General features: G+C 67.1%; 22 protein-coding genes, 1 tRNA gene and 1 pseudogene. 11 read left to right on the forward strand and 13 right to left on the reverse strand.

Features of this window, described 5'->3' with window-relative positions:
* The first annotated feature begins 344 nt into the window (after nucleotides 1–344).
* The 3 genes from IEY56_RS24710 to IEY56_RS24720 all read left to right on the forward strand — a co-directional run bounded on the left by IEY56_RS24710 (nucleotide 345) and on the right by IEY56_RS24720 (nucleotide 4,788).
* A complete protein-coding gene (locus IEY56_RS24710; RefSeq protein WP_189039483.1) occupies nucleotides 345–2,651 on the forward strand; it encodes a (Fe-S)-binding protein in 2,307 nt (768 codons plus the stop codon).
* Nucleotides 2,652–3,263: 612 nt separating this feature from the next.
* Nucleotides 3,264–3,671 carry an ATP-binding protein gene (locus IEY56_RS24715; RefSeq protein ID WP_189039484.1) on the forward strand — a complete coding sequence of 136 codons (408 nt, stop codon included), beginning with the start codon at nucleotides 3,264–3,266 and terminating at the stop codon, nucleotides 3,669–3,671.
* 139 nt (nucleotides 3,672–3,810) lie between these two features.
* On the forward strand, nucleotides 3,811–4,788 hold the full coding sequence (locus IEY56_RS24720; RefSeq protein ID WP_189039485.1) for a Yip1 family protein: 978 nt from the start codon (nucleotides 3,811–3,813) through the stop codon (nucleotides 4,786–4,788).
* A 165-nt stretch (nucleotides 4,789–4,953) separates the two neighbouring features.
* On the opposite strand, the gene IEY56_RS24725 is transcribed toward IEY56_RS24720, so the two are convergent.
* Nucleotides 4,954–5,208: a hypothetical protein gene (locus tag IEY56_RS24725; protein WP_189039486.1), complete on the reverse strand. Its 255-nt coding sequence runs from the start codon at nucleotides 5,206–5,208 to the stop codon at nucleotides 4,954–4,956.
* A 184-nt stretch (nucleotides 5,209–5,392) separates the two neighbouring features.
* On the opposite strand from IEY56_RS24725, the gene IEY56_RS24730 reads away from it, so the two are divergent.
* Entirely contained in the window at nucleotides 5,393–5,938 is a 546-nt protein-coding gene (locus IEY56_RS24730; RefSeq protein ID WP_189039487.1) for a GNAT family N-acetyltransferase, read from the forward strand.
* Nucleotides 5,939–6,084: 146 nt separating this feature from the next.
* Here the strand turns inward: IEY56_RS24730 and IEY56_RS24735 are convergent, their stop codons facing one another.
* Both IEY56_RS24735 and dcd read right to left on the reverse strand, forming a co-directional pair.
* Nucleotides 6,085–6,585 (reverse strand): phosphoribosyltransferase, encoded by a 501-nt coding sequence (locus IEY56_RS24735; protein WP_189039488.1) that lies wholly within the window; start codon nucleotides 6,583–6,585, stop codon nucleotides 6,085–6,087.
* 58 nt (nucleotides 6,586–6,643) lie between these two features.
* Entirely contained in the window at nucleotides 6,644–7,219 is a 576-nt protein-coding gene (gene dcd, locus IEY56_RS24740; RefSeq protein ID WP_045863804.1) for a dCTP deaminase, read from the reverse strand.
* 765 nt (nucleotides 7,220–7,984) lie between these two features.
* On the opposite strand from dcd, the gene IEY56_RS24745 reads away from it, so the two are divergent.
* Nucleotides 7,985–8,058: transfer RNA gene (locus IEY56_RS24745), tRNA-Gly, on the forward strand.
* A 51-nt stretch (nucleotides 8,059–8,109) separates the two neighbouring features.
* On the opposite strand, the gene IEY56_RS24750 is transcribed toward IEY56_RS24745, so the two are convergent.
* From IEY56_RS24750 to IEY56_RS24795, 10 genes are all read right to left on the reverse strand, one after another.
* Nucleotides 8,110–9,282: a tyrosine-type recombinase/integrase gene (locus tag IEY56_RS24750; RefSeq protein WP_189039489.1), complete on the reverse strand. Its 1,173-nt coding sequence runs from the start codon at nucleotides 9,280–9,282 to the stop codon at nucleotides 8,110–8,112.
* Nucleotides 9,282–9,497: a helix-turn-helix domain-containing protein gene (locus IEY56_RS24755; RefSeq protein ID WP_189039490.1), complete on the reverse strand. Its 216-nt coding sequence runs from the start codon at nucleotides 9,495–9,497 to the stop codon at nucleotides 9,282–9,284. The genes IEY56_RS24750 and IEY56_RS24755 overlap by 1 nt, the downstream gene beginning before the upstream one ends.
* Entirely contained in the window at nucleotides 9,494–10,834 is a 1,341-nt protein-coding gene (locus tag IEY56_RS24760) for a replication initiator (RefSeq protein ID WP_189039506.1), read from the reverse strand. The genes IEY56_RS24755 and IEY56_RS24760 overlap by 4 nt, the downstream gene beginning before the upstream one ends.
* A gap of 149 nt (nucleotides 10,835–10,983) precedes the next feature.
* Complete coding sequence (locus IEY56_RS24765; protein WP_189039491.1) at nucleotides 10,984–11,241, reverse strand: SpdD protein; 258 nt, start codon at nucleotides 11,239–11,241, stop codon at nucleotides 10,984–10,986.
* A 14-nt stretch (nucleotides 11,242–11,255) separates the two neighbouring features.
* On the reverse strand, nucleotides 11,256–11,450 hold the full coding sequence (locus IEY56_RS24770) for a hypothetical protein (RefSeq protein ID WP_189039492.1): 195 nt from the start codon (nucleotides 11,448–11,450) through the stop codon (nucleotides 11,256–11,258).
* Nucleotides 11,451–11,464: 14 nt separating this feature from the next.
* Nucleotides 11,465–11,656: a mobile element transfer protein gene (locus IEY56_RS24775; RefSeq protein WP_189039493.1), complete on the reverse strand. Its 192-nt coding sequence runs from the start codon at nucleotides 11,654–11,656 to the stop codon at nucleotides 11,465–11,467.
* Nucleotides 11,657–11,675: 19 nt separating this feature from the next.
* Nucleotides 11,676–12,311, reverse strand: coding sequence for a DUF2637 domain-containing protein (locus tag IEY56_RS24780; RefSeq protein ID WP_189039494.1), 636 nt, complete (start codon nucleotides 12,309–12,311; stop codon nucleotides 11,676–11,678).
* 82 nt (nucleotides 12,312–12,393) lie between these two features.
* Nucleotides 12,394–13,770, reverse strand: coding sequence for an FtsK/SpoIIIE domain-containing protein (locus IEY56_RS24785; protein WP_189039495.1), 1,377 nt, complete (start codon nucleotides 13,768–13,770; stop codon nucleotides 12,394–12,396).
* Nucleotides 13,770–14,120, reverse strand: a complete 351-nt coding sequence (locus IEY56_RS24790) for an SCO3933 family regulatory protein (RefSeq protein ID WP_189039496.1) — start codon at nucleotides 14,118–14,120, stop codon at nucleotides 13,770–13,772. Before IEY56_RS24790 ends, IEY56_RS24785 begins: the two co-directional genes overlap by 1 nt.
* 199 nt (nucleotides 14,121–14,319) lie before the next feature.
* On the reverse strand, nucleotides 14,320–15,108 hold the full coding sequence (locus IEY56_RS24795; RefSeq protein ID WP_189039497.1) for a GntR family transcriptional regulator: 789 nt from the start codon (nucleotides 15,106–15,108) through the stop codon (nucleotides 14,320–14,322).
* A gap of 113 nt (nucleotides 15,109–15,221) precedes the next feature.
* On the opposite strand from IEY56_RS24795, the gene IEY56_RS24800 reads away from it, so the two are divergent.
* The 6 genes and pseudogenes from IEY56_RS24800 (at nucleotide 15,222) to IEY56_RS24825 (ending at nucleotide 22,038) form a co-directional block, all read left to right on the forward strand.
* On the forward strand, nucleotides 15,222–15,629 hold the full coding sequence (locus IEY56_RS24800; protein ID WP_189039507.1) for an NUDIX hydrolase: 408 nt from the start codon (nucleotides 15,222–15,224) through the stop codon (nucleotides 15,627–15,629).
* A gap of 45 nt (nucleotides 15,630–15,674) precedes the next feature.
* On the forward strand, nucleotides 15,675–16,496 hold the full coding sequence (locus tag IEY56_RS28975; protein ID WP_308424176.1) for an ATP-binding protein: 822 nt from the start codon (nucleotides 15,675–15,677) through the stop codon (nucleotides 16,494–16,496).
* A 39-nt stretch (nucleotides 16,497–16,535) separates the two neighbouring features.
* The gene (locus IEY56_RS24810; protein ID WP_189039498.1) at nucleotides 16,536–16,904 is read left to right on the forward strand and encodes an immunity protein CdiI family protein; all 369 of its coding nucleotides are present in this window, start codon (nucleotides 16,536–16,538) and stop codon (nucleotides 16,902–16,904) included.
* 598 nt (nucleotides 16,905–17,502) lie between these two features.
* Nucleotides 17,503–18,266: pseudogene (locus IEY56_RS24815) on the forward strand (IS5 family transposase).
* 121 nt (nucleotides 18,267–18,387) lie between these two features.
* Nucleotides 18,388–20,160, forward strand: a complete 1,773-nt coding sequence (locus IEY56_RS24820) for an AIPR family protein (RefSeq protein ID WP_189039499.1) — start codon at nucleotides 18,388–18,390, stop codon at nucleotides 20,158–20,160.
* A 1,572-nt stretch (nucleotides 20,161–21,732) separates the two neighbouring features.
* Nucleotides 21,733–22,038 carry a hypothetical protein gene (locus IEY56_RS24825; RefSeq protein ID WP_189039500.1) on the forward strand — a complete coding sequence of 102 codons (306 nt, stop codon included), beginning with the start codon at nucleotides 21,733–21,735 and terminating at the stop codon, nucleotides 22,036–22,038.
* The last annotated feature ends 29 nt before the right edge of the window (nucleotides 22,039–22,067 follow it).

Consider the following 22,067-nt stretch of genomic DNA (forward strand, 5'->3'; position numbering starts at 1 on the left):
TTCGGTTTCCTCCAGCTGATGTCTTGAGTGAAGCTGACTCAAGAGTGCACGGCGAGACAGGGAACGTCAAACGCCTTGAGCGGACAGGGCTCAACTCTTATGCCGTCTTTATGCGCACCCGGTCGCTGATCAGGCATGGAAGGAAGTCGGGGCACGGCCGTCAGGGTGACCCCCGGCGCACGCTCCACGCGCCGCGCCCCCGCGACGCAGATCACCGCGCGCCCGGGTACCAGCACCGCCGGGAAAGTGGGTAGTCTCGAACGGACTACATAAGTTACCGCTTAGTACGCCAGAGCGAGCCGCGCAGCCGCACGCATGCTCGCCCGCAGGTCCGAGGAGCCCGCATGCAACTCGCCGCGATCGTCGTTTCGCTGGTGCTGACCGCGGTCGGTATCGCACTGCTCGCGCGCGCCGTCGCGCAGATCTTCCGCTTCGTCCAGCTCGGACAGCCCGTGCCCGCGGGCACGCGCACGGACGATCCGGGCGGACGCACGCGCACGCTCGCCCGTGAGTTCGTCGGCCACACCCGCATGAACCGCTGGGGCGTCGTCGGCGTCGCGCACTGGTTCGTCGCCGTCGGCTTCCTCACCCTGGGGCTGACGATCGTGAACGCCTACGGGCAGCTGTTCCAGGCGGACTGGACGCTGCCCGTCGTCGGCGGCTGGCTGCCGTACGAGGTGTACACCGAGTTCATCGGCGCCATGACGACGCTCGGCATCCTCGTGCTGATCGGCATCCGGCTCGCGAGCCTGCCCTCGCGGGCCGGCCGCAAGTCGCGGTTCGCCGGGTCGAAGGCATGGCAGGCGTACTTCGTCGAGTACGTCATCCTCACCATCGGCGTGGCCATCCTCGTGCTGCGGGCCCTGGAGGGCGCGCTGCACCACGTGTCCGGCTACGAGGCCTCGTACTTCGTGTCGTACCCGCTCGTCGCCGCGTTCGACGGCCTCAGCACCGGCACGCTGCAGAACCTGGTCTACCTCTTCGCCATGATCAAGCTCAGCGTGACGATGATCTGGGCGATCACCATCGGGCTCAACACCAACATGGGCGTGGCCTGGCACCGCTTCCTCGCCTTCCCCAACATCTGGTTCAAGAGGAACGCCGACGGCAGCACCGCGCTGGGCGAGCTGAAGCCGATGGTCTCCGGCGGCAAGGAGATCGACTTCGAGACGGCCCTCGACGACGACAACGAGGAAGAGGTCCGCTTCGGCGCCTCCCAGGTCGAGGACTTCTCCTGGAAGGGCATCCTCGACTTCTCCACCTGCACCGAGTGCGGCCGCTGCCAGTCGCAGTGCCCTGCCTGGAACACCGGCAAGCCGCTCTCGCCCAAGCTGCTGATCATGTCGCTCCGCGACCACGCGCACGCCAAGGCCCCCTACCTCCTCGCCGGCGGCGGCAAGACGATGGAGGGCGAGGAGAAGGCGTCCGAGGAGCAGCTGAAGGACGTCCCGCAGTCCGCCCTCGATGAGGCCGAGCGTCCGCTGATCGGCACCGCCGAGGAGAACGGCGTCATCGACCCGGACGTGCTGTGGTCGTGCACCACGTGCGGCGCGTGCGTCGAGCAGTGCCCCGTCGACATCGAGCACATCGACCACATCGTCGACATGCGCCGCTACCAGGTGATGATCGAGAGCTCTTTCCCGAGCGAGGCCGGGACGATGCTCAAGAACCTGGAGAAGAAGGGCAACCCCTGGGGCATGGCGAAGAAGCAGCGCCTCGCCTGGACGAAGGAACTGGCCGAGGAGACCGGCTTCGAGGTGCCCGTCGTCGGCAAGACCGTCGAGGACCTCACCGAGGTCGACTACCTGTACTGGGTGGGCTGCGCCGGTGCCCTGGAGGACCGGGCCAAGAAGACCACGAAGGCGTTCGCCGAGCTGCTGCACATCGCCGGCGTCAACTTCGCGATCATGGGCGGCGACGAGAAGTGCACCGGCGACTCACCGCGCCGCCTCGGCAACGAGTTCCTCTTCCAGCAGCTCGGTGAGGAGAACGTCGCCACCCTCAACGCCGCGTTCGGCGAGTCCGACCCGGAGGAGGAGGGCGGCGAGGGCGTCACGGTCGAGAAGTCGAAGAAGAAGATCGTCGCGACCTGCCCCCACTGCTTCAACACCCTCGCCAACGAGTACCCGCAGCTCGGCGGGCACTACGAGGTCATCCACCACACCCAGCTCCTCCAGCACCTCGTCGACGAGGGCAGGCTCGTCCCCGTCACCCCGGTCGAGGGCCTGATCACGTACCACGACCCCTGCTACCTCGGCCGCCACAACCAGGTCTACACGCCCCCGCGCGAGATCATCGGCAAGGTGCCGGGGCTGCGGAACGAGGAGATGCACCGCCACAAGGAGCGCGGCTTCTGCTGCGGCGCCGGCGGCGCCCGCATGTGGATGGAGGAGCGCATCGGCAAGCGCATCAACAACGAGCGCGTCGACGAGGCCCTCTCCCTGAACCCCGACATCGTCTCGACGGCGTGCCCCTTCTGCCTCGTCATGCTGACGGACTCCGTCAACGGCAAGAAGAACGACAAGGCGGCGAAGGAGGACCTGCGGGTCGTGGACGTCGCGCAGCTGCTCCTGGACTCGGTGAAGACGCCCGGAGAGCCGGCCGGCGAAGCGGAACCGGAGGAGGAGACGGAGCCCGAGCCCGCGAAGTGACCCTGCTCGCAGGGTTCTTCCGGAACCGCGCCGACCACGGACCGGAAGCCTCGCGCGAGGGGCTTCCGGCGGGGCTCTGAACGGAGCCCGGGACAGGGCCGGGACGGAGCTTGTCGTCTTGCACGGCAAGCTCCGTTTCGCATGCGGCAAGGTCCGTTCGTATTCAGTCACTTAATGTTCTTCACAGGTCAATCCCCTTCGGGGGATACCCATCGGGCCTCCCGCCGCTTAGCCTCGCTGACCAGCGACAGCCATAGCGGCGCGGTGAAGGAGGCGACCCGGGTGCTGGACGGCCACGAGGAGATGGCGGAGAACCGCCCTGTCCCCGTGCGGCGGAAGGTGCTCTCCGCCCCCGTACGTCCCCGCACCGGCAGACCGGGAGTGGAAGCCCGGACACCCGGGAGCCGCCCGGCGCGGCCCTTACGCACGTACGGGCCTGACAACAGCAGACCACCGGAGACCATGCGGGACGCAGACGGCGGCGCGACGACCACGGCAGGGGCCACGACCACGGCCCGGCCCGTGCGCCACGTCCACGGCCGGCCCGCATGCAGCACGGGCTCGGGGCGGACTCGTTCCGTTCACTGGACCTCAGCGTCGGGGAGATGACGGATGCTGACCAATGAGCGCCTGTGCCGCCTGCACTTCACCTCACGAGACCTCCCACGCATCCGGATCGAGGTCGAGGAGTGCGCGGCGGCCGCGGGCCTGGGGGAACCACGCAGAGGTGAATTCGTGGTCGCCGTCGACGCGGTGGCGACGAACGCGGTCGAACACGCCGGAGGGACAGGGCGGTTGGTGCTGCGTCACCTCGACGGCGAGCTGGAGTGCCAGGTGGAGGACTCCGGGCCGGGCTTCTCCGAGGACGTCATCCCGGAGCTGGCACCCGGCGTCGCCGGGGCCACCGCCGGACGCGGCCTGTGGCTGGCCAAGCTCGTCACGGACCGGCTCACGGTCGGTCCCGCCGGGCCGGGCTGCGGCGCGGTGGTGACGCTGGCGGTGCGCCTCCCGGGCGGCTGAGGCGGGCCGGCTGCCCGTCAGCCCGAGCCGGCGGGGCCGTAGGGGAGAGCCCTACGGGTTGTACCGGAACGGCCACAATGCGGTCCGCAATCCTCCTCGCCCGACCTGACTGCCGCGGGGACAAGGTACGTTCGAGGACGTGGCTGGTTTCAGGATCGGACGCGGCCGGGGCTCCCGGAACGCGCAGCAGCAAGGGCAGAACCGCGGACCTCAGGGGCAGCCGGGACAGGCGCCCCCCGGCCCCGGGCCGTACGGGCAGCGCCCGCCGCAGCAGTGGCCGGGCCGGCCGGGAGGCCACGGCGAACCCGAGTACCTGGGTGAGCCGCACGGCGCGCCGCCGCCCCACGGATCGCAGGCCCCGTACGGACAGGGCGCGCAGTTCGGGCCCGGCCCGTACGCCGGAGGCCCCACGCAGGGCCGGCCCCCGCAGGGCCCCGGCGGGCACCGCCCCGGGAGCGACCCGTACACGGACAGCCCCGGCCACACCCGCTCCTTCACCGTGCCCGACCCGTACGCCCCCGGCGGCGCCTACGCCGGTGAGGGAGGTCCCGGCACCCCCGCGCCGCCTCCCGGCCCGCGGCTGCACTGGAAAGAGCTGCTGAGCGGCATCGTCCTGCGGCCCAACGCCACCTTCTGGCGGATGCGGGACCACGCCGTGTGGCTCCCCGCGATCATCGTCACCGCGCTCTACGGGATGCTCGCGCCGTTCAGCCTCGGCGAGGACACCCGCGAGGAGCTCACCAGCAACACGATCTCGACCGCGGCTCCGAGCGTCCTGGGTGCGGCCGTCGCCTTCGTGATCTTGGGGCTGATCCTCGGCTCGGTGACCCACACGCTCGCCCGGCAGTTCGGAGGCACGGGCACGTGGGCGCCCACCGCCGGCCTGTCGATGCTGATCATGTCCCTCACGGACGCACCGCGGGTCCTCGTCGCCCTGTTCCTCGGCGGTGAGAACGCGTTCTCGCAGGGGGTCGGCTGGGTCACCTGGATCGCGGGCGGCGCTCTCCTGACGTCCATGGTCAGCCGCTCGCACGACCTGCCGTGGCCCCGCGCTCTCGGCGCGTCCGCGGTGCAGCTGCTGGCGCTGCTGGTGCTGATCAAGCTCGGCAACTTCTGAGACGCCGCAGCGGCGGGACGCGTCCCACCGCTGCGTTCGCGGGGTGCGGTGACGTCGACCGCGCCTCGCTTCCCGTCCGGCACGACCGTCCGCCGCGGCGACGGCCGGTCGTCCCGCTCGCTGACCGGTGACGGCCCGTCCGCGGCTTACCGCGAGCCCGTCCGGCTACCCCTCGCGCCGCCGGCCGTCCTCGCCGCCGTCCCGGCCCGTCCTCTTGAAGCGCGGGTCGGCAGCGTGGGGATGCGGATGTTCCGGCCCCGCTTGCTCCGCGCCCTCGCCCTCCGGCGGATTGCCCGGGTGGAAGGTGTCGTAGCGGTGGGTGACGATGCTCTGCTGGTGCCGCACGTTCAGCAGGTGGATCATGAGTGCTGTCAGTGCGATGAGCAGCACGATGACTCCGACGGTCACAAGGATGTCCATAGCTGTCGCTCCTCTCGCGCTGCCGGCGGCGGCGCCCGGCGCACGCGGCGGTGACCGGCCCGGATCCAACCGGCGACGAGGACGGCTCGGAAGCCTGTGGACGACGTATTCTCAGTATCTTCAGCCTACGCCGCCTCGGCGGTCGGGGCTGGTCGCAGGGGGCGAGCGCAGAGGGGGAGTGGGCGTGACGGATGTGTTTCTGCGGCGGCTCAGCCGATGGCAGGCCGACAGGGAACGGGAAGCGGTCGCCGACCTGTACGTCGAGGCCTACAGGGGGATGCCCGGCGAGGAGTTCCACGACCGGGAGGAGTACCTGCGGCGCCTCGGCGAGCACGTCCAGCGCTCCGGCTTCGAACTCGTGATCGCCAGCGCGGCCGGCCGCCTGGTGGGCAGCGTCTACGGCTACCAGGCCGACCGCACGGACCAGTGGTGGCAGGGCCTGCACGCCGAACTCCCCGGCGAGATGGCCGAACTCACCGCGGCGGGGCGGACGTTCGTGATGACCGAGCTGATGGTCCTGCCGTCCGGCCGGCGCTCACACGTCGCCACCCGGCTCCAGGAGCATCTGCTGAGCCGCGCGGGAATCAGCCTCGCCGTCACCCTGATCGACCAGGACAACGCACCCGCCAGGGGCGCGCTGCAATCCTGGTCCTGGCAGAACCTCGGAAAGATCACGCCCCCTTCCGGCGGCCCGCCCCGCGAGGCATGGACCCGGCACCTCGGCCGGTAGGCGGGATTCGCGGAGGCGGCTACGGCTTTAGGCGGCTACGGCTGTAGATGGCTATGGCTGTAGGTCGCGTTCGCCTGCGGGACTGCCGGTAGGTCGCGATCACCGGGAGGGCTGCCGGTGGGCCGCCTTGGCGTCCGGTTGCCGGCTCAGGCGTCGAGGACCTGGCCGTCACGTTGCACGACGGGGGGATCGACACTCCACGGGAAGTTGATCCACCTGTCCGTGCGCTTCCACACGTACTCGCACTTCACCACCGACTGCGGCTTCTCGTAGATCACCGCGCTGCGCACCTCGGCGACGTGCTCCGCGCAGAAGTCCTGCACCAGCTTCAAGGTGCGGCCGGTGTCCGCGACGTCGTCCGCGATGAGCACCTTCTTGCGGCTCAGATCGACGACGTTCGGGACGGGCGGAAGCATCACCGGCATGTCCAGCGTCTGACCGACGCCGGTGTAGAACTCCACGTTCATGACATGGAGGTTCTTCACGTCCAGCGCGTAACCGAGGCCGCCTGCCACGAAGAGACCGCCGCGCGCGATGGACAGCACGATGTCCGGGTCGTACGAATCGTCGGCCACGGCCTGCGCCAACTCCCGTACGGCCTGGCCGAAGAGGGAGTACGTCAGATCCTCCCGCTCGTCGTCACTCATCTCGCGCCTACCTCCCGGCGGTCGGTGCCTGACGGCCGTTGCCCGTACGGCAGCGCTGTCAGACCTGCGTGCGGTGGAACTTCAGATACGAGCGCGACGGCGTCGGCCCGCGCTGCCCCTGGTAGCGGGAGCCGTGCAGCGCCGAACCGTACGGGTGCTCCGCAGGAGACGTAAGGCGGAACATGCACAGCTGCCCGATCTTCATGCCGGGCCACAGCTTTATCGGCAGCGTGGCCACGTTCGACAGCTCCAGCGTCACGTGACCGGAGAAGCCGGGGTCGATGAACCCCGCAGTCGAATGCGTCAGCAGCCCCAGACGTCCGAGAGAGCTCTTGCCCTCCAGGCGCGACGCGATGTCGTCCGGCAAGGAGACGACCTCGTACGTCGACGCGAGCACGAACTCACCAGGGTGCAGGATGAACGGCTCGTCGCCCTCCGCCTCGATCAGCCGCGTCAGATCGGACTGCTCGACGGCAGGATCGATGTGGGGATACCGGTGATTCTCGAACACCCGGAAATAGCGGTCCAGACGGACATCGATGCTCGACGGCTGCACCATCGTCGCGTCGTACGGCTCGATCCGCACCCGGCCGCTGTCGATCTCGGCGCGAATGTCCTTGTCAGAGAGAAGCACGGGCTGAGACTACGCGCACGGTGAGGGGCCGGCCCAATCGGACCGGCCCCTCACTCGGCCTGCGGGCTTCGTACGCGTCGCGCGCGTCGCGCCTACAGGGTTTGCAGGCGTCGTGGCTGCGAGGCCTGCCTGCGGCGTCGTAGCTGCCAACGCGGGGGCGTGGGGGCGGGGGGCGCGGGGGCGCGGTGCCTGCGGACGGTGCCTGCGGGGCTCCGTGCCACAGGCACTGAGCCCGTGCGCGCGGGCAGCATGCTCATGTGCGGTCGGCAGCCGGCCCTGCCGCGGCGCTACTGCCCGTACGGCCCCGACCGCCCGGATCCTCGCCCGGGGCGCGCAGCGGCCCTGTCCCCGCGAGCCTGCCGGGACGCCGCGGGCGGAGGCACGGCAACCGGAGGGGAGACGGGCACCGCCTGCCGCAACCGCGCACAGCGCGGACATCGCAGCAGCCGGCCGCGCCCGATGCGCTCCTCCCCCAGGTTCTGCATCGGGAACGTCGAGGTACTGAACACGTGGCCCTCGGCACACTGAACGACGGTGTCCTCCATCGCTCTCCTCTCCCCAACTCGTGGACGACCAAAGCCACATTAGGGGATCAAGCCGACAGCTCTCAGGGGAGGGCGCCCCACCTCACGCTACGCCCCAACTCCCGTACGCCGCAGACCCCGTCCCCGCCCCGGAGCAGCAAAAAGACCCCTTCGCCTGTGCGGCGGGGGCCGTGGATGGGGTACAGTTATCGGCGTTGTAGCCGGTCACTCTCGGCTACTCGCGGGTGTAGTTTAATGGTAGAACATGAGCTTCCCAAGCTCAGAGCGCGGGTTCGATTCCCGTCACCCGCTCCAGCACAAAGCCCCAGGCCAGCGGCCCGGGGCTTGTTTGTTGTCTAGACCTCTCTAAGCGTCTTGCACCAGATCCGCACCAGAAGGCGCGTCGCCGTCCTTCTGCGCCGCCTTCTTCCGCTCAGCGCGTACCCGTGCGTCGATCCCGCCGGCCACCTCTCGTTGCCGCTCCTCGTTCGAGTGCTGATAGATCAAGGCGGCCCGCTCGGAGGACTGGCCCGCGCGGACCATCGTGTCCTTGAGCGTGGCCCCGCTCTGCGTCGACAGGGTGTGCCCGGTGTGACGAAGATCGTAGAAGCGGAAGCCCTCCGGCATCCCGACCTTGGTCCGGGCCCGGCGCCATTTCCGTCCGAACGAGCTGCGGCGGAACGGGGCGCCCTTCTCGCCGACGAACAGCAAGCCGTCCCGGCCCTTCTCCGCGAACCAGTCGAGGTGCCGGCGAAGGTCGGTGCGCAGGAAGTCCGGCAGGACGACGAGCCGCACGCCCGCTTCCGACTTCGTGGGGCCGGTGGCCCTCTCCCCTGTGGTCAGCTCCGGTGAAGCGAGGGTGATCCGTAGCGTCATCGCGTCCAGGTCCACGTCCCGCCGTCGCAGTTCTGCTTGTTCCTCGGGACGCAGCGGGCCGTATGCGCCGAGGTAGACCATCAGCTTCCAGCGCACGCCTACCGCGTTCGCCAGGGCGTCCACCTGTTCCACCGTGGCGACGGGACGCTCCGGCGCGACTTCCTTGCCGGCCCCGCGTATCCGGCACGGGTTCCGGCGGATCAGCTCGTCGTCCGTTGCAGTCTGCATGATGGCCTTCAGCAGCCTGTATGCCTTGGCGACCGTCGTGGGAGCTTCCGTCGTCGTCAGCCGCTCTGTGCGCCAGGTGCGGACACGAGGTGAGGTGATCTCGTCCAGGTCGAGCGCCCCGAAGGTGGGCAGGATGTGCAGCCGAAGCAGCCGCCGGTACAGCTCCTCCGTTGTCGGCGACAAGCCACGTTCCAGCACCCATTGCGAGGCGTACACCTCGAAGTTGACCGCGCCGGCGTCCGGGTCTTGCCAGTTGCCTCGGGAGAGGTCGGCTTCGACCTGGGAGAGCCAGACTTCCGCATCGGTCTTGGTCTCGAAGGTCTGCGGTGCACGACGCTCCATCCCCTCGGGGTCCAGGTAGCTCGCCGTCCAACGTCCCGACCGGTATTGCCGAACCGCTCCGAAACGACGCCGCCGCCCCCTCTTGTTTCCCATCAGGCAGCCGCCTTCCGGGCTCGGGCTCGCCGCGGGCGCATCGGCTGAACGGTTCTCTCCTCGATGTAGGCAGCGAGGGCGCTTTCCGGGATGCGCACGTGACGGCCGACCTTGACGAAGGTGATGCGTCGCTCGGCAATCAGCCGACGCGGGAAACGGGTTGTGGTGCCGAGGAGTTCGGCGACTTGGTCGACGCTGAGGTATCGGTCCGTCATCGTGCGGTCTCTCCTTCCGTGCTGGTGACGGTTGGTGTGCCGGGTTCGGCGAGCGACGCGGACAGCCATCGCTCGATCGGATCGAGGCCGGTTCCGACGAACGACCAGTGCGCGAGGACGAGCGTCGTCTCCTCGCCGGAGCCGTTGTTGTCCACCGGCTGTGGATGGTTCTCACCGCGTGCGATGGCGGCTTGGAGTCGGCGCCATTCGGCGCGTGCGTTGCGGAGTGCGCCGAGGGTGGTGGAGTAGCGCCGGGTCTTGGTGGAGAAGTGGCCGCGGAAGCCGAGCATGTGGGCCCAGGCCCTCAGGCGCAGGTGAGCCAGGTCCTTACGCGCACCGAGGGCCCAGGCGGTACGGATCATCCGCTCCGCGTGCGGGCTGATGTCGAGCTGGGCCAGCTCCGCGACGAACCTCAGACGACGGTCCAGAGTTCCCGTGGCCGTCTCGGCTCCCTTGGTGGCGTACTTGGCGATGTACGCGGCCACTGCGCGGTCAGTGAGTTCCCGGCCGCCGTCGAAGTCGGGCCCGTGGATGGTGCGCACGTCGAGCTGACGGCCGAAGGTGAAAGAGTGCGCGCGCTCGTCGAGGACAGGGCCGGCCACTCTGGCTTTCCCCGCGGCCGCCTTGATGGCGTCGGTCAGCAGCTCGGCCGTTGCCCAGGCCGGAGGCGAACTGTCCCCGCCGGTCGGGCCGTCGAGCCGGATGACGGCGTGGAAGTGAACCGCGCCGCGCTTCTGGTATTCGGCGACCTTGGCGAAGGAGACGCGAGCGAAGTGCCGGAACGCACGCTGTGTGAGTCCGGCCCGCTTGGCGACCTCGCGGCGCAGGTAGATGGTGAAGCGCCGCCAGAGCATCCCGGCGTGCGCGTTCCACAGCACTGCGGCTTCGTAGTCGTAGCGGTCGGGGTCGAGGGGTGTGCCGAGGGCGGTGTCGTCCTGGTCGTGGCGCTTACCGCAGCGGCAGGGCCGTGCTGAACCGCCGGGCCCGGTGGGCCGGTTGTGAACGGGGCCGAAGCTCGGTGCGGTGAACGTGGCGAAGACGCGCGGATGCGAGGTGACCGTCTCCGGGGTGCCTTTGCCGCCGCGGAGTCCGGCGGTGATCAGGTGGAAGGTGTCCCGGCGGTAGGTCTCGGCACAGGCCGCGCAACGGGTCGTACGGCGGTTGCCGCATCGCACAAGGAGATGACCGGCGGGCATGTCCTGGGAGTTGAGCCGGTGCAGCTCGGCGCCGATCTCACCGGTGCCGGTGTCGACGCGGTGCTCGGTCCGCTGTCCGGCGAGGCGTACGGGGTTGGTGCAGCCGCCGAGCGTGGAGAGCTGGCGGAGGATACCGGGCAGAGACCCGGTCGAGGCGAGCGTCCCGAGTTCCTTCAGTGGGGTCGGGCTCTTGCGGGTGATGATGGTCTTCTCCTTTCGGCTTCGGCTGGAAGGGTCGGGCTGCCGGGGCGGTGGATGCTTGGCGGTATCGAGACCGCCCCGGTAGCCGCTCAGCGGTGGTGCTGGGAGTTCAGGAGCGAACGCAGGACGACGGCAGCGATGGCCACGGAGATCGCCGAGACCGCGACGGCCGTCAGGAGCGCGGTGAGGACGACGCCGCCCAGGAGCACGGTGGCGACGGCCGCCCCGGTGCTGACCGAGGGCAGCGAACGGCGTACGGGCGCCGGGGCGGCCGGATGATGGCCGTGGATGACGGGACCCGCGACATTCGCGGTGGGGTTCTGGGGGAGCTGGGGCTTGAGCAGCATGGTTGGTTCTCCGTTCAGTCGTGGGTGCCGTTGATGACCTGGACTCCGTTGCGTGTGCCGGAGTCGATGGCGGGGGCCATGAATGTGTCGGCGAGGTAGAAGCCGAAGAGGGCGATCACGACGACGAGCCATATGCGGACGCCGAGGAACTTCACGGCGCCCCAGGCGATGAGGCCGAGAACGACGACGAGGGGCAGGCTGACGGTCACGAGGCGGGCTCCTTTCAGCGGACGGGACAGCGGTGGGTACGGGCGGCGAGTTCAGCGGCGGCGCGGGAGTCGTAGTCGGCGGAGAAGCCGCAGCGCGGGGCGGTGCAGGCGGCGGTGTGCTTCTCGCGGCCGCGGTTGTCGTAGGCGGTGCCGACCTGGACGGGGCCGACGCGCGTCACGCGGCGGAAGCGGCGGTTTAAGGACACGGCGAGTTCTCCTGTCTGGTCAGGTGAGTTGGGCGGCGATCTGTTCGGCGAGCGGTTCGGGGACGCCGAGGCGGGCGCGGAGTGTGGCGGTGTCGATGCGAGCACCGGTACGGGCCTGGTGTGCGTCAGCGACCTTCCGGGCGTGCGCGACGAGCGCAGCGGGGACCGGCGACTCAGTGCTTTCGGGCTTTGCGAGCGAAGGCACAGGCTCCTCAGCCACCGGCTCGACCGAAGTCGCAGACTCCTGCTCGGCAGTGACGACCGGCTGCGAACTGTCCGCCGCAGCAGGCTCGTTCGACCCGTGCGCCAGGAGCGTCCCGCCGAGGAAGGCCAGTGCAGGCCATCCGGCGACGAGGATGCGGAGCCAGGCGGGCACGTCGTCCAGGTCGAGCAGGCCGGCGGTGGAGATGTTCGCGCCGAGCGACGCGGCGAGGGCGACGAGGAACCAGCACCAGCCCGCGGCCTTGTCCCGTCCGGACCTCAGCCGCCGCCAGGCAGCGACCAACAGCAGGTCGACGGAGACCGGGTAGGCCCACGCCTTCCAGCCGTCCTGTCCGGCGGCCGAGGCCAGGTCGTGCAGATGCGCGAAGGACAGCGCGGCGGCGATGACCGCCTGGACGAGCACCGCATCAACGCGGGCCAGTTGAGCGCGCACGAGGTACCTCCTTTCTGCTTCCGGCATGGGTGGGGTAGGGACGTGGCGTGAGGCGGTCACGCCAACCGGGTTGTGGATGTGGTCAGTCCAGGACTGGGCGGGGCTTCACCAGTGAGACCGGCCGATCACCCGACGGCACCGGGGTGGCTGGCCGGAACGGGTCCAGCGCGGGCACTTCCGGCACCATGTGCGCGGCTTCCTGGCAGACGGCGGCAGCGTCGGCGAGCGACAGGTACGGCGTACGGATGCGGGACCAGCCGCCGGAGGTGTCACCGGCCACGGCCAGGCCGGGCCGCTCCGGTGCGATGGCGCAGGCGGCGTCGACCGCTTCCGGGGCGATGTCGCCGAGCGCCATCTTGGCCGAGGGCTCGTCGTTGACGCGGTGGCAGACGCGGCCGGAGAGCTGGGCACGGAGCATGGTGGCGCCCTTGCCCAGTTCGGCCCCGAAGCGCTGCCCGCACACCTCCAAGTAGATGCCTGCCGCGCGGCCGAGCTGGGCGAGACGGATGAGCTGGGTGACCATCTCGTCCCGCCTCTCCTCGTCCTTCCGCGTCGCGACGAGGAACAGTTCGGCGACCTCATCGACGAACAGCACCACCGGCACCGGCCGTTGACTCTCGGGCAGACCCCACACGTCCGAAGTGATCTCCTCGTCCGGCGTGTTCGGCGCGATGCCCTGCCGGGCCTTGATGAGGTCGTAGCGCTCCTCCATCAACCGCACCAGCACCGGCAACAACTCAGCCGCCTCCCCCGGCTCAGTGGCCAGGGCAGACAACCGCGAAGCAAACGGCGCCAGTTCCACACCACGCTTGCAGTCGATCCCGGCGAGCGCGACCCGCTGACCGGCCAGCCCCGTAACGAGGTTCCGCAGGTACATCGACTTCCCCGACAGCGTCGCGCCGAGGGTGAGTTGGTGGGGTATCGCGCGGTAGTCCCGCACGAACGCGGTCGCGTCCTCCCGCAGAGCCACCGGCACCCGCAAGAAGCCGCCACCGGCCTTACGCGGCATCCGCACCCGGTCCAGCACGTCGAAGCCGACAAGCCGCAGTTCGACCACACCCGGCTTGACCTCATCCACGTGGACGGCGTGAACACCCCAGGAATGCCGCAGCCGTTCGGCCGAAGCCGCGACGTCCGCCGGTTCCTGGCCCGGAGCGAGCCGCAGTCGCAGCCGCATCCCGGTCGACGTCGGCCGTATCAGGCCCCGGCGAGGAGGCACAGGCCGCACCTCGCGGCGAGTCGTCGCCCGCGTGGCGAACACCCGCAACCGTGAGGGCGGAACCGTCAGCCCGCAGGAGTCCATGACCGACCCGTACGAGCCCAACAGCCGAGCCACCGACACCGGCAGCCCCACCGTGGACCAGTACGCGGCCGGATGCCGGGCCCGGAGGTAGGCAGCCCCGCCACCAGCAACGGCGAGAGGGCCACCCACCTCCATCAGCGTCATCAGTTCCGACATCAGGCCCCCACACCGGCCGGAACGGCACCCGGAGCAACTGCCGCCGCGCGGAAGGCGATCCCGTGACGCTGCTGCCCGTTGAACACCGACTCCCACGGCCGCGCGATCAGGCCCGGCAGCGAGACCGGAGCCCCGAGCGTCAGCCCTTCGGAGACACCGCTCTCGGGCACGGTCACGTGGAGGAGCGAGGACTCCCCCTCGTCGATGTAGACGACGCCGACCTTCATCAACGCCTCACCGCTGACGGCGTCTTTGGCGATCTCACCGGTCTGCCGGTCCCGCACCTTCGGCTCGGGCACCTCGGTCAGCAGGATCGTGGCGTTCTCGGTCTCAACTCGGATGGTCTTCAAGGTTGTTCTTCTCCTTCAGTCATCCGGAGCCAGTCACGCCTAGTCGTCTAGACAAGATGCGTCGTGACAGCCCCGGTTCGATTGGAACGCGGACCACTGTGCCACAACACTTGCCCACTCGTCTATACGAGTATGCCTCTGGGTGTGTACAAGTTCCGGGAGAAGGAGCCCCCTTGCACCACACCGGCCGTCAACGCCCTCAGTTCGCAGGCAGTTGGTACGCGAGAACGTACGCATCAGCGGACATGACGGTGTCACAGACCTCCACCGCTCGCCCCTCGGTGTCGTACGCAGTACGCACCAGGTGGATCACCGGCACACCGGAAGCCAGCCGCAGGGCCTTCACCTCATCCGGTGCCGGCATCCGCGCCCGTACCTCTTCCTCGAAGTGGTCGAGCTGGTGGCCCAGTTCCTCCAGCCGGGCATAGATGCCACCCGGCCCCGGGTTCGGCTCGGCGATGGGCGTATCGCGGGCAATGTCGAGCGGCAGATACGAGACGGCCGTCTCGACCGGCTTCCCGTCCAGCAGATACCGACGCCGGCGGGCGAGGACCTTGCGGACCGAGCCGAGGCGAGCGGAGATGTCCGGCGTCGCGCGCTCTTCCCGTACCTCCAGGCTGTCGACCTCGGGACGGCTCCCCGCTGCCTCTGCCTCGACCGTGAAGGCGGACTTCCCCTGTTCTCGGTGCCGCCGGGCGAAGCGGTCGGAGGCCAGGCGCCGCACAGGCGGACGCGGGCGGACGAAGACGCCGCGGCCGTGCTCGGAGGAGACGAGTCCTTCGCTCTGCAGTACGGAGAGAGAGTTGCGCACGGTCATTCGGGAGACCCCGAAGTGGTCGGTCAACTCAGCCTCGGAGGGGAGTTTCGCTCCCTCCTTGAAGCGGCCCTTGTCGATGGCTTCGCGCAGTTGATCGGCGATCTGCCGGAAGACTGCGCGATCACTCGTCGGATCCAACGTTCCGAGGACGCCGGAGGGAAGAGCCGCCATGTTGTACTCCTTCAGATATCTAGACGAGAGGTCGAGTTCCGTTGTTACGGTGGAGAGCCTAGCCAGACGAGGAAAGTCGGAGAGCCGTGAGTCCAGCAGAGCGCCCCCATTCCGTGAGCGTCGCCGGAGTCATCGTCGACGACCGCGGCCGGGCCCTGCTGATCCAGCGCCGGGACAACGGCCAGTGGGAGCCGCCCGGCGGCGTACTGGAGCCGGAGGAGACCGTCCCGGAAGCGCTCCAGCGCGAGGTTCTCGAAGAGACCGGCATCAAGATCGCGCTTCCTGCGACCCTCACCGGCGTCTACAAGAACATGTCCGGCCTGATCGTCTCCCTCGTCTTCCGCTGCGAAGCGGTCGACGGCTCCCCGACCACCGGTGACGAGACCTACGCGCTTCGCTGGGCGACCCGCGAAGAGGTCTCCGAGCTGGCCGACGAGGCGTACGCGATTCGCGTCCTGGACGCCCTCGACGGAGCATCCCCGCCGGCCGTGCGCGCGCACGACGGCGTCAAACTCGTCTAGCTCTAACCCACTGTCCATAGCGGCCACCAGCACGAAGGAACTTGTATGCACGAGTATACGAGCAAGGTCCGGATCTGGGAACTCACTTGTCCCGGTCACTTGGAAGAGGTCGGTCGCGCACGCCGATGGACGCGCGACGTCCTCAGCGACAGCGGCCACGCCGACGACGCGGCCCTCATCGTCACGGAGCTGGGAACGAACGCCTTACTGCACAGCGCCAGCGGCAACCAGGGCGAAGCCTTCAACCTCACGATCTCCCGCACACCAGAGACGGTGCTGGTCTCTGTCACAGATGCCGGCGGCACCCGCACCACGCCACACGTCGAGCACCCCAACGAGAACGACACCCACGGCCGCGGCCTGGCCCTGGTCTCCACACTCGCCCAGCGGCTCCACATCAACGGCGACGACAAGCACGGCCACACCATCACCGCCGAACTCACGGCCAGCCCCAAGACGCCCAACATCCCACTGACACACGGCTACTGGTGCGAATGCCTCGTCAACGGCGGCAAGCTCGGCTCCTTCGACGCCACCAGCCCGGAACAGGCCGTCCGCTGGGTCCGCATCAGCCTCATGACGATCGCCATGGCCCTGGACGAGGAGCCCTACCGCCGGGCCCAGCACTGGAAGAACCACGAGCAACCCCAGGCCCTCGAAGCCCTCCGCCAGGGCGAGCCCCAAGACCTCACCCTCAAGCACCGCACCACGCAGATCACTTGGACCGCTCGCCCAGTCACCTTCCTGCCGTTGGCACACCGCCAAGGCAGAACGCTGCCCGCATGCACGCAGACGCACTCGACAGCCCAACTCACCAGCCGCAGCTGTCTAGTCCCACCTCAAATTGAACGGTCAGGTCCCACCTGATTGTTGACGTTGAGCTTGCTCTCGTCCACGCTGCTGACCGTGCCGACCGCGCGTTTCTTCTTCGATCCGGGCTCCGGTGGCGTGCTGTGGATCGACGATCCGCAGGGTCAACAGGCATGGGGCAATCCGACGAATCTGGACCGGCTTTCTATCAGCTCAGCGCTCCGCGAGGAGTTGGCGCGGCTGATCGCTTGGTTCGACACTTCGCTGAACTGGGAGTACCCGCCCGATCCGGGGCCGTGGCGCGAGGACGAGTGTGCCCGGTTCAACGTTGCAGCCCACGACGCCCTCGATCGTCTGCGCGGCGAGCTTGGACTCAGATGGCAGATCACCGACGGATTCAGGGAAGTGCACGAGGATCCAGACCTGGACCGCTACCTGACCGATCCCGCCCGCTTCCGGCGATGAACTAGCCGCCGCGAGATCCCCGTTCGCCGCCACCTGTCAGCCATTGATCTGGGATCGGAGCGTCAAGCATCTACCGGGACAAGACAAGCCCCAGTCTCAGCGATGAGTGACAACTTTCTCTACTACTTCAAGGGCTCGCTCCGCTCGCCGCGCGGCCCGGCTCGCCGCCGGGCCGACGCTCCTGTCTCCGCCCCGCTCCGGCCCGGCCACCGGCCCGCGCGCGAAGACGAGCCAGAAGAAGAGGGGTACATCGCGGCTGGGGCGGTCGGCTCCAAGGCTTTAGCCACCTGCCCGGTCCGGGACCCGCGTCGAGCAAGACCAGGGGGCCACTCGGACACATTGCGGGCAGGGGATGAGCCTGCCCGAGTAGCCAACAAGCGTACGGCCCCCTGATCATGCTCGACCCCAGCCCAGGCAGGACACCGGCCAAACCCGCTCCACCAACCCTGTCTTTGCCTCGGCGTACATAGCTCAATGAGCCTTTTCCAACCTGCCAGCTGTGCAGGGCAGTTGACGGTGCGGTTGATGTGCGGACGTAGAGAAGCTCCTGGTAGACGGGTGGGTGTCGAGTCCAAGCCGTCCTGCCAGGAGCTTCCGCGTGCTTGTCTACCCAGTTGGCGTCGATCTGTCCACCTCCGCCCTGCGCGTCCTCGCCCGTGAGCTGGCTTCACGCCGCCTCGAGATGGGGACGCGATGGCGCCGGCTGACCGCCGGACGGCAGGCGCTGCTCGTGCTGGCCCATTTGCGATGCGGCCACACCTATGCCCAGCTCGCGGTTGGGTTCGGCGTGGGCACCACCACCGCCTACCGGTACATCAACGAAGCCATCGAGCTCCTGGCCGCCCTCGCCCCGACTCTCGCCGAAGCGATGAGGACCGCAGCGACCAAGGCGTTCGTGATCCTGGACGGCACGTTGCTGCCGATCGATCGGATCGCCGCGGACCGGCTCTTCTTCTCCGGAAAGCACAAGAAGCACGGCATGAACGTGCAGGTCATCACCGACCCACGCGGTCGGCTGCTGTGGGCTTCCCCCGTGCTGCCCGGAGCAGTCCACGACATCAGGGCCGCACGCACCCACGGCATCATCGACGCCCTGGAAGAAGCCGGCGTGGAGTGCTGGGCCGACAAGGGCTACCGCGGCGCAGGCGGCACCATACGCCTGCCCTACTGGGGCGCCGGGACACACTCTCCGCAGGTCAGCAGGCCGTCAACCGCTCGCACGCGAAGATCCGCGCACTTGTCGAGCAGGCCATGGCCACCCTCAAGACCTGGCGCCTCCTGCGCAAACTGCGATGCTCCACCACCCGCATCACCAACATCGTCAAAGCCGTCCTCACCCTGCACCTGGCCTGCTCAAACTGAAGTTGGAAAAGGCTCAATGTCTTAAAACAGGCACATCAGCGAATCACGACTGGTATAAACGAAGTCGCTCTCAGTGAGCGATCGGAAGCGCCAAGCCGGATGGTTTTTCTAGGGGGAAGCTATGGCCAAGCCGTCAAAAATCGTCTCCAACGAAGTTCTAATCCTCGAAGAACGCATCAGGCAGCAGAAGTCTGAAACCTATCCCGACCTCTCGGACCAAGACTTCTTCCTTATTAATTCTACTGATACGGTCTTGCGCCTAAAAGGCCTGTCTGGTCGACAAGTCGAGGACGGGATTGTCGACGGATCCGATGATGGCGGGATCGACGCAGTTTACCTCTTTTTGGACGGTCAACTCGTAGAAGACACCTCTGAAAAGTCGCACGGAGAATCCCCTCAACTCGAACTGGAAATTATTCAGGCGAAGTACGAGAGTGGTTTCAAAGAGGTGACCCTACAGCGACTTCTTGACCATCTTCCTCTTCTATTGCAATTGGACGAATCTGCCGCACTGGGTGCGGAATTCAACCCTCGCGTTCTCGAGCGCTTTCAGTCATTCAGGCAGACCTATCTTTCCGTCGCCTCGAAGTTTCCTGAATTGTCCATCAATATTCGCTATATCACAAAGTCGCCGGAGGATCCCCACGAAAAGGTCCGCGCGAAGGCTTCCCGCCTCGAGCGTCAGGTGACGAGTCTGTTCCACGGCTCTCGGGTTTCCGTTGAACTGATTGGCGCCAATGAGCTCAATTCACGTGCTAGGCAACGAAGGGCCACAACCTCAACTTTGCGACTTTCCGAGGGGCCCATCTCTTCGGAAAAGGGAGGCTTCGTATGCCTAGTGAGCCTTGCCGACTATTTTGACTTTATCACCGAGGGTGATGACCGCCTCCGCGACGAGATCTTCGAGGAGAATGTTCGAGATTATGAAGGGGCTACGGTAATCAATCGAGGTATCGCCCAATCCCTTAGGGAAGGCGACGCTTCAGTAGCTGACTTCTGGTGGCTGAATAACGGTGTGACGATCATTGGCAAGCGTGTGCAACCATCGAGTAGGCGTTTGCAAATCGAAGACCCGCAGATTGTTAACGGTCTCCAAACTTCACGCAACCTATACCACTACTTTCATGGCCTCTCCAGGAAGGACAACGAAACCCCTGCCTCTCACGGAGAGCTTCGCCAGTTGCTGGTTCGCGTGATCGAAACACAGGATGAGGAAATTGCAGCGCAAGTAATCAAGGCGACGAACAGCCAGAACCGCGTATCAGCGGCTTCCCTTCGCTCGACCGAACCTTTTCAGCGTGACATCGAGGAGTATTTTCAGCGCCATGGACTCTACTACGAAAGGAAGAAGAACCACTACAAGAATCTACAAAAGCCTCGCGCACAGATCGTTGAGGTGCTGGAGTTGGCTCAAGCCGTAGGTGCAGTTCTCTTGCAGCAGCCAAATGTGTCTCGCGGAACACCTTCTGCCCTGGTTCGCGGGAAGCTGTATGAGCGAGTATTTAGCACCAAAACACCATTGGCTGCCTACCTTAACTGTCTTCTTCTAGTGCGCACCGTAGATGAATTTCTCGCTAAGAACAGCGGAATGGGCGGTCGACATGATCGATCCAATGTGCGTTTCCACCTAGCGCGTTCTGCATCGGCGTTCGCGCTGACGTCATCTCGCCCGAGACCTAAATCGCTCACAGAGCTAGATCTATCAGTACTCACGCCCCAGTTCTTGCTGGAAGTGTATGGATGGGTGATTGACGCCAGAGATCGCGCTTCCAAAGTGGTCGGCACCGTAGATCCGAGCGTGTTGGCAAAGGGGGCGGAGTGGGTGGCGCAAATTGACAGGCAATTGAGTAGGTATACAGATAAAAGCCGTTGGCCAAAAAAATTGGCACCATAGAAGTTTGGCCAGGGCGCTTTGTCGCTAAGGTCACGCGACATGCCCGAACGAGATAGGTGAGATCGCACTCTCCCCTTCAAGGTCCGAGACGGTAAGGCTTCCGGTCATGGTCTGGACGGGGTCGCCATCTGCCCTGGCAGGGCAGATGGTCAGCTGGCGGGCGTACATCAAGTACAGCAACCTCGCCAGTCGTTGGCAGCCTCAGGCCCTCTGGCTGTCGCTCGCGTGACCACTCCGAAATTGGATGTCCGAGCTGTCCACACTTGCAACTAGAAGGTCTACGTACGAAGGCTGGCTTATTCCCACCTTCTTTCGCAACCACACCGGACCCGAGAGAATCCTGGTCATGGATCAGGGGGTAGCAGCGTTTTGGGCTGCCGGTGTGGCAGGTTTCGCAGGCGGAGCGGGCGCTGCTATCGGGTGCCGGCCCGGCCAGCCATGCGGCACATGCACAAGTTGTTCACCAAGACCCGTTGAAGACCGCCGCAAAGTCGTTGAGGCTCGGAGGCAGAGCCACGCCTCATTCCAGGCCAAGCTTGCTGCGGCTGTCGAAGCTCTCGATGACGTCGTGCAAGCGATCCGAGCGAGCGCTCAGCCACCGAAGCGCACGAGGCGCACGTAGGGCAACATTGGCCGTACACCTGAGTATCTTTCGAGGAGGTAATGAGTTGCGGCCCCCGAGCCTCTCTGACCTGGCGATCCGCACGGTGATTCCCAAGCTCAGAGCGCGGGTTCGATTCCCGTCACCCGCTCCAGTACGAAGGCCCAGGTCACAGGCCCGGGACTTTTTGTTGTGCGGGCACGGTATCGCCGATGAACTGCCTTGCAGAGCCCTTCCGGACAGATGTCTGAAGTCGGTCCATTCCGTGCTGCACAGCAGCGCAGTACGGCAACGTCGCCATCAGCATCCGGTGCACCACTCCGGTAGACCCCACACTTGCCCGCCTGCCATCGCATGCCCCATGCCGTTCTCGTAGCGCGGTAAACCCCGGTCAACAACAGGGCGTTGAGAGCTGCGCCGGCCTGGCGCGTCTGCGGCGGATCGAGATGGCTGCCCACCTGACCGTGGACGGCAGGCTACCGCTGGCGGAAGTACGAGACCCGAGAACTGAATCTGCCAGGGAGGGCAGTAGCCTGCGCGCCATGGCTGATCGCAAACCCGTCGAGGGCGCCCCGACCACGCCCCTGCGCACCGCAGCGCGGGCCGGATACTGGGCGCCGTCGCCCTGTTCTGCCTCGCGGCAGGTCTCTTCTACATCGGAGTCGATGCCCTCGCCAGCCCTGGTCGGGTGGTCGCCGAGTCCTCAGGCCCCGGGCGCAGCCCGGACTCCGAGTCCGAGGCCAAGATCGGAGGACTGCTGATGTGCCTCTTCGGGGTCTCGGTCCTCGGCGGGGCGATCGCGCTGTTGCAAAGGCCAAGGAAAGGCAAGCCGTCCGTCGGCGCAACGCCGCCACATCCATGAGCGAACCACGCGTACGCGGGAATGGGCTCCCTCGGCATCACGAAGAGCGAGCACGCCTGGAGGATGAAGCGGTGGGCGGTGGGCCCCCGTTCGCGGAGGAGGTAGACGTATGACGCGGCAGGACAAGCCGTGGACGGTCCAGTGGCACATTGCAGCGGACGGCACGGTAATCAGGCAGCGTTCGAAGGGGGATCAACCCCACGAGCAACTGTTCGGGACGCACGCCACGAACCGGAAGCTGGACCTCGCCGACCTGGAGGCTCTCGACGATCGCATCGCTCGGAACCAGCGCTTCTTCAACGTGCTCTCGGCTGTTCTGACGGGTGTCGGCGTGATCGACGTGGTGGCGCTAGGAGTTGTCTTCAAGTGTCAGGCCCACATCAGGAGCGATGCGAGGGTGACGGCTGCTTGGTAGGACTCGGCGGTCTTGTCGTAGCGGGTTGC

Origin of the sequence: Streptomyces daqingensis (genome assembly GCF_014645895.1) — a bacterium.
GTDB classification, from domain to species: Bacteria; Actinomycetota; Actinomycetes; order Streptomycetales; family Streptomycetaceae; genus Streptomyces; species Streptomyces daqingensis.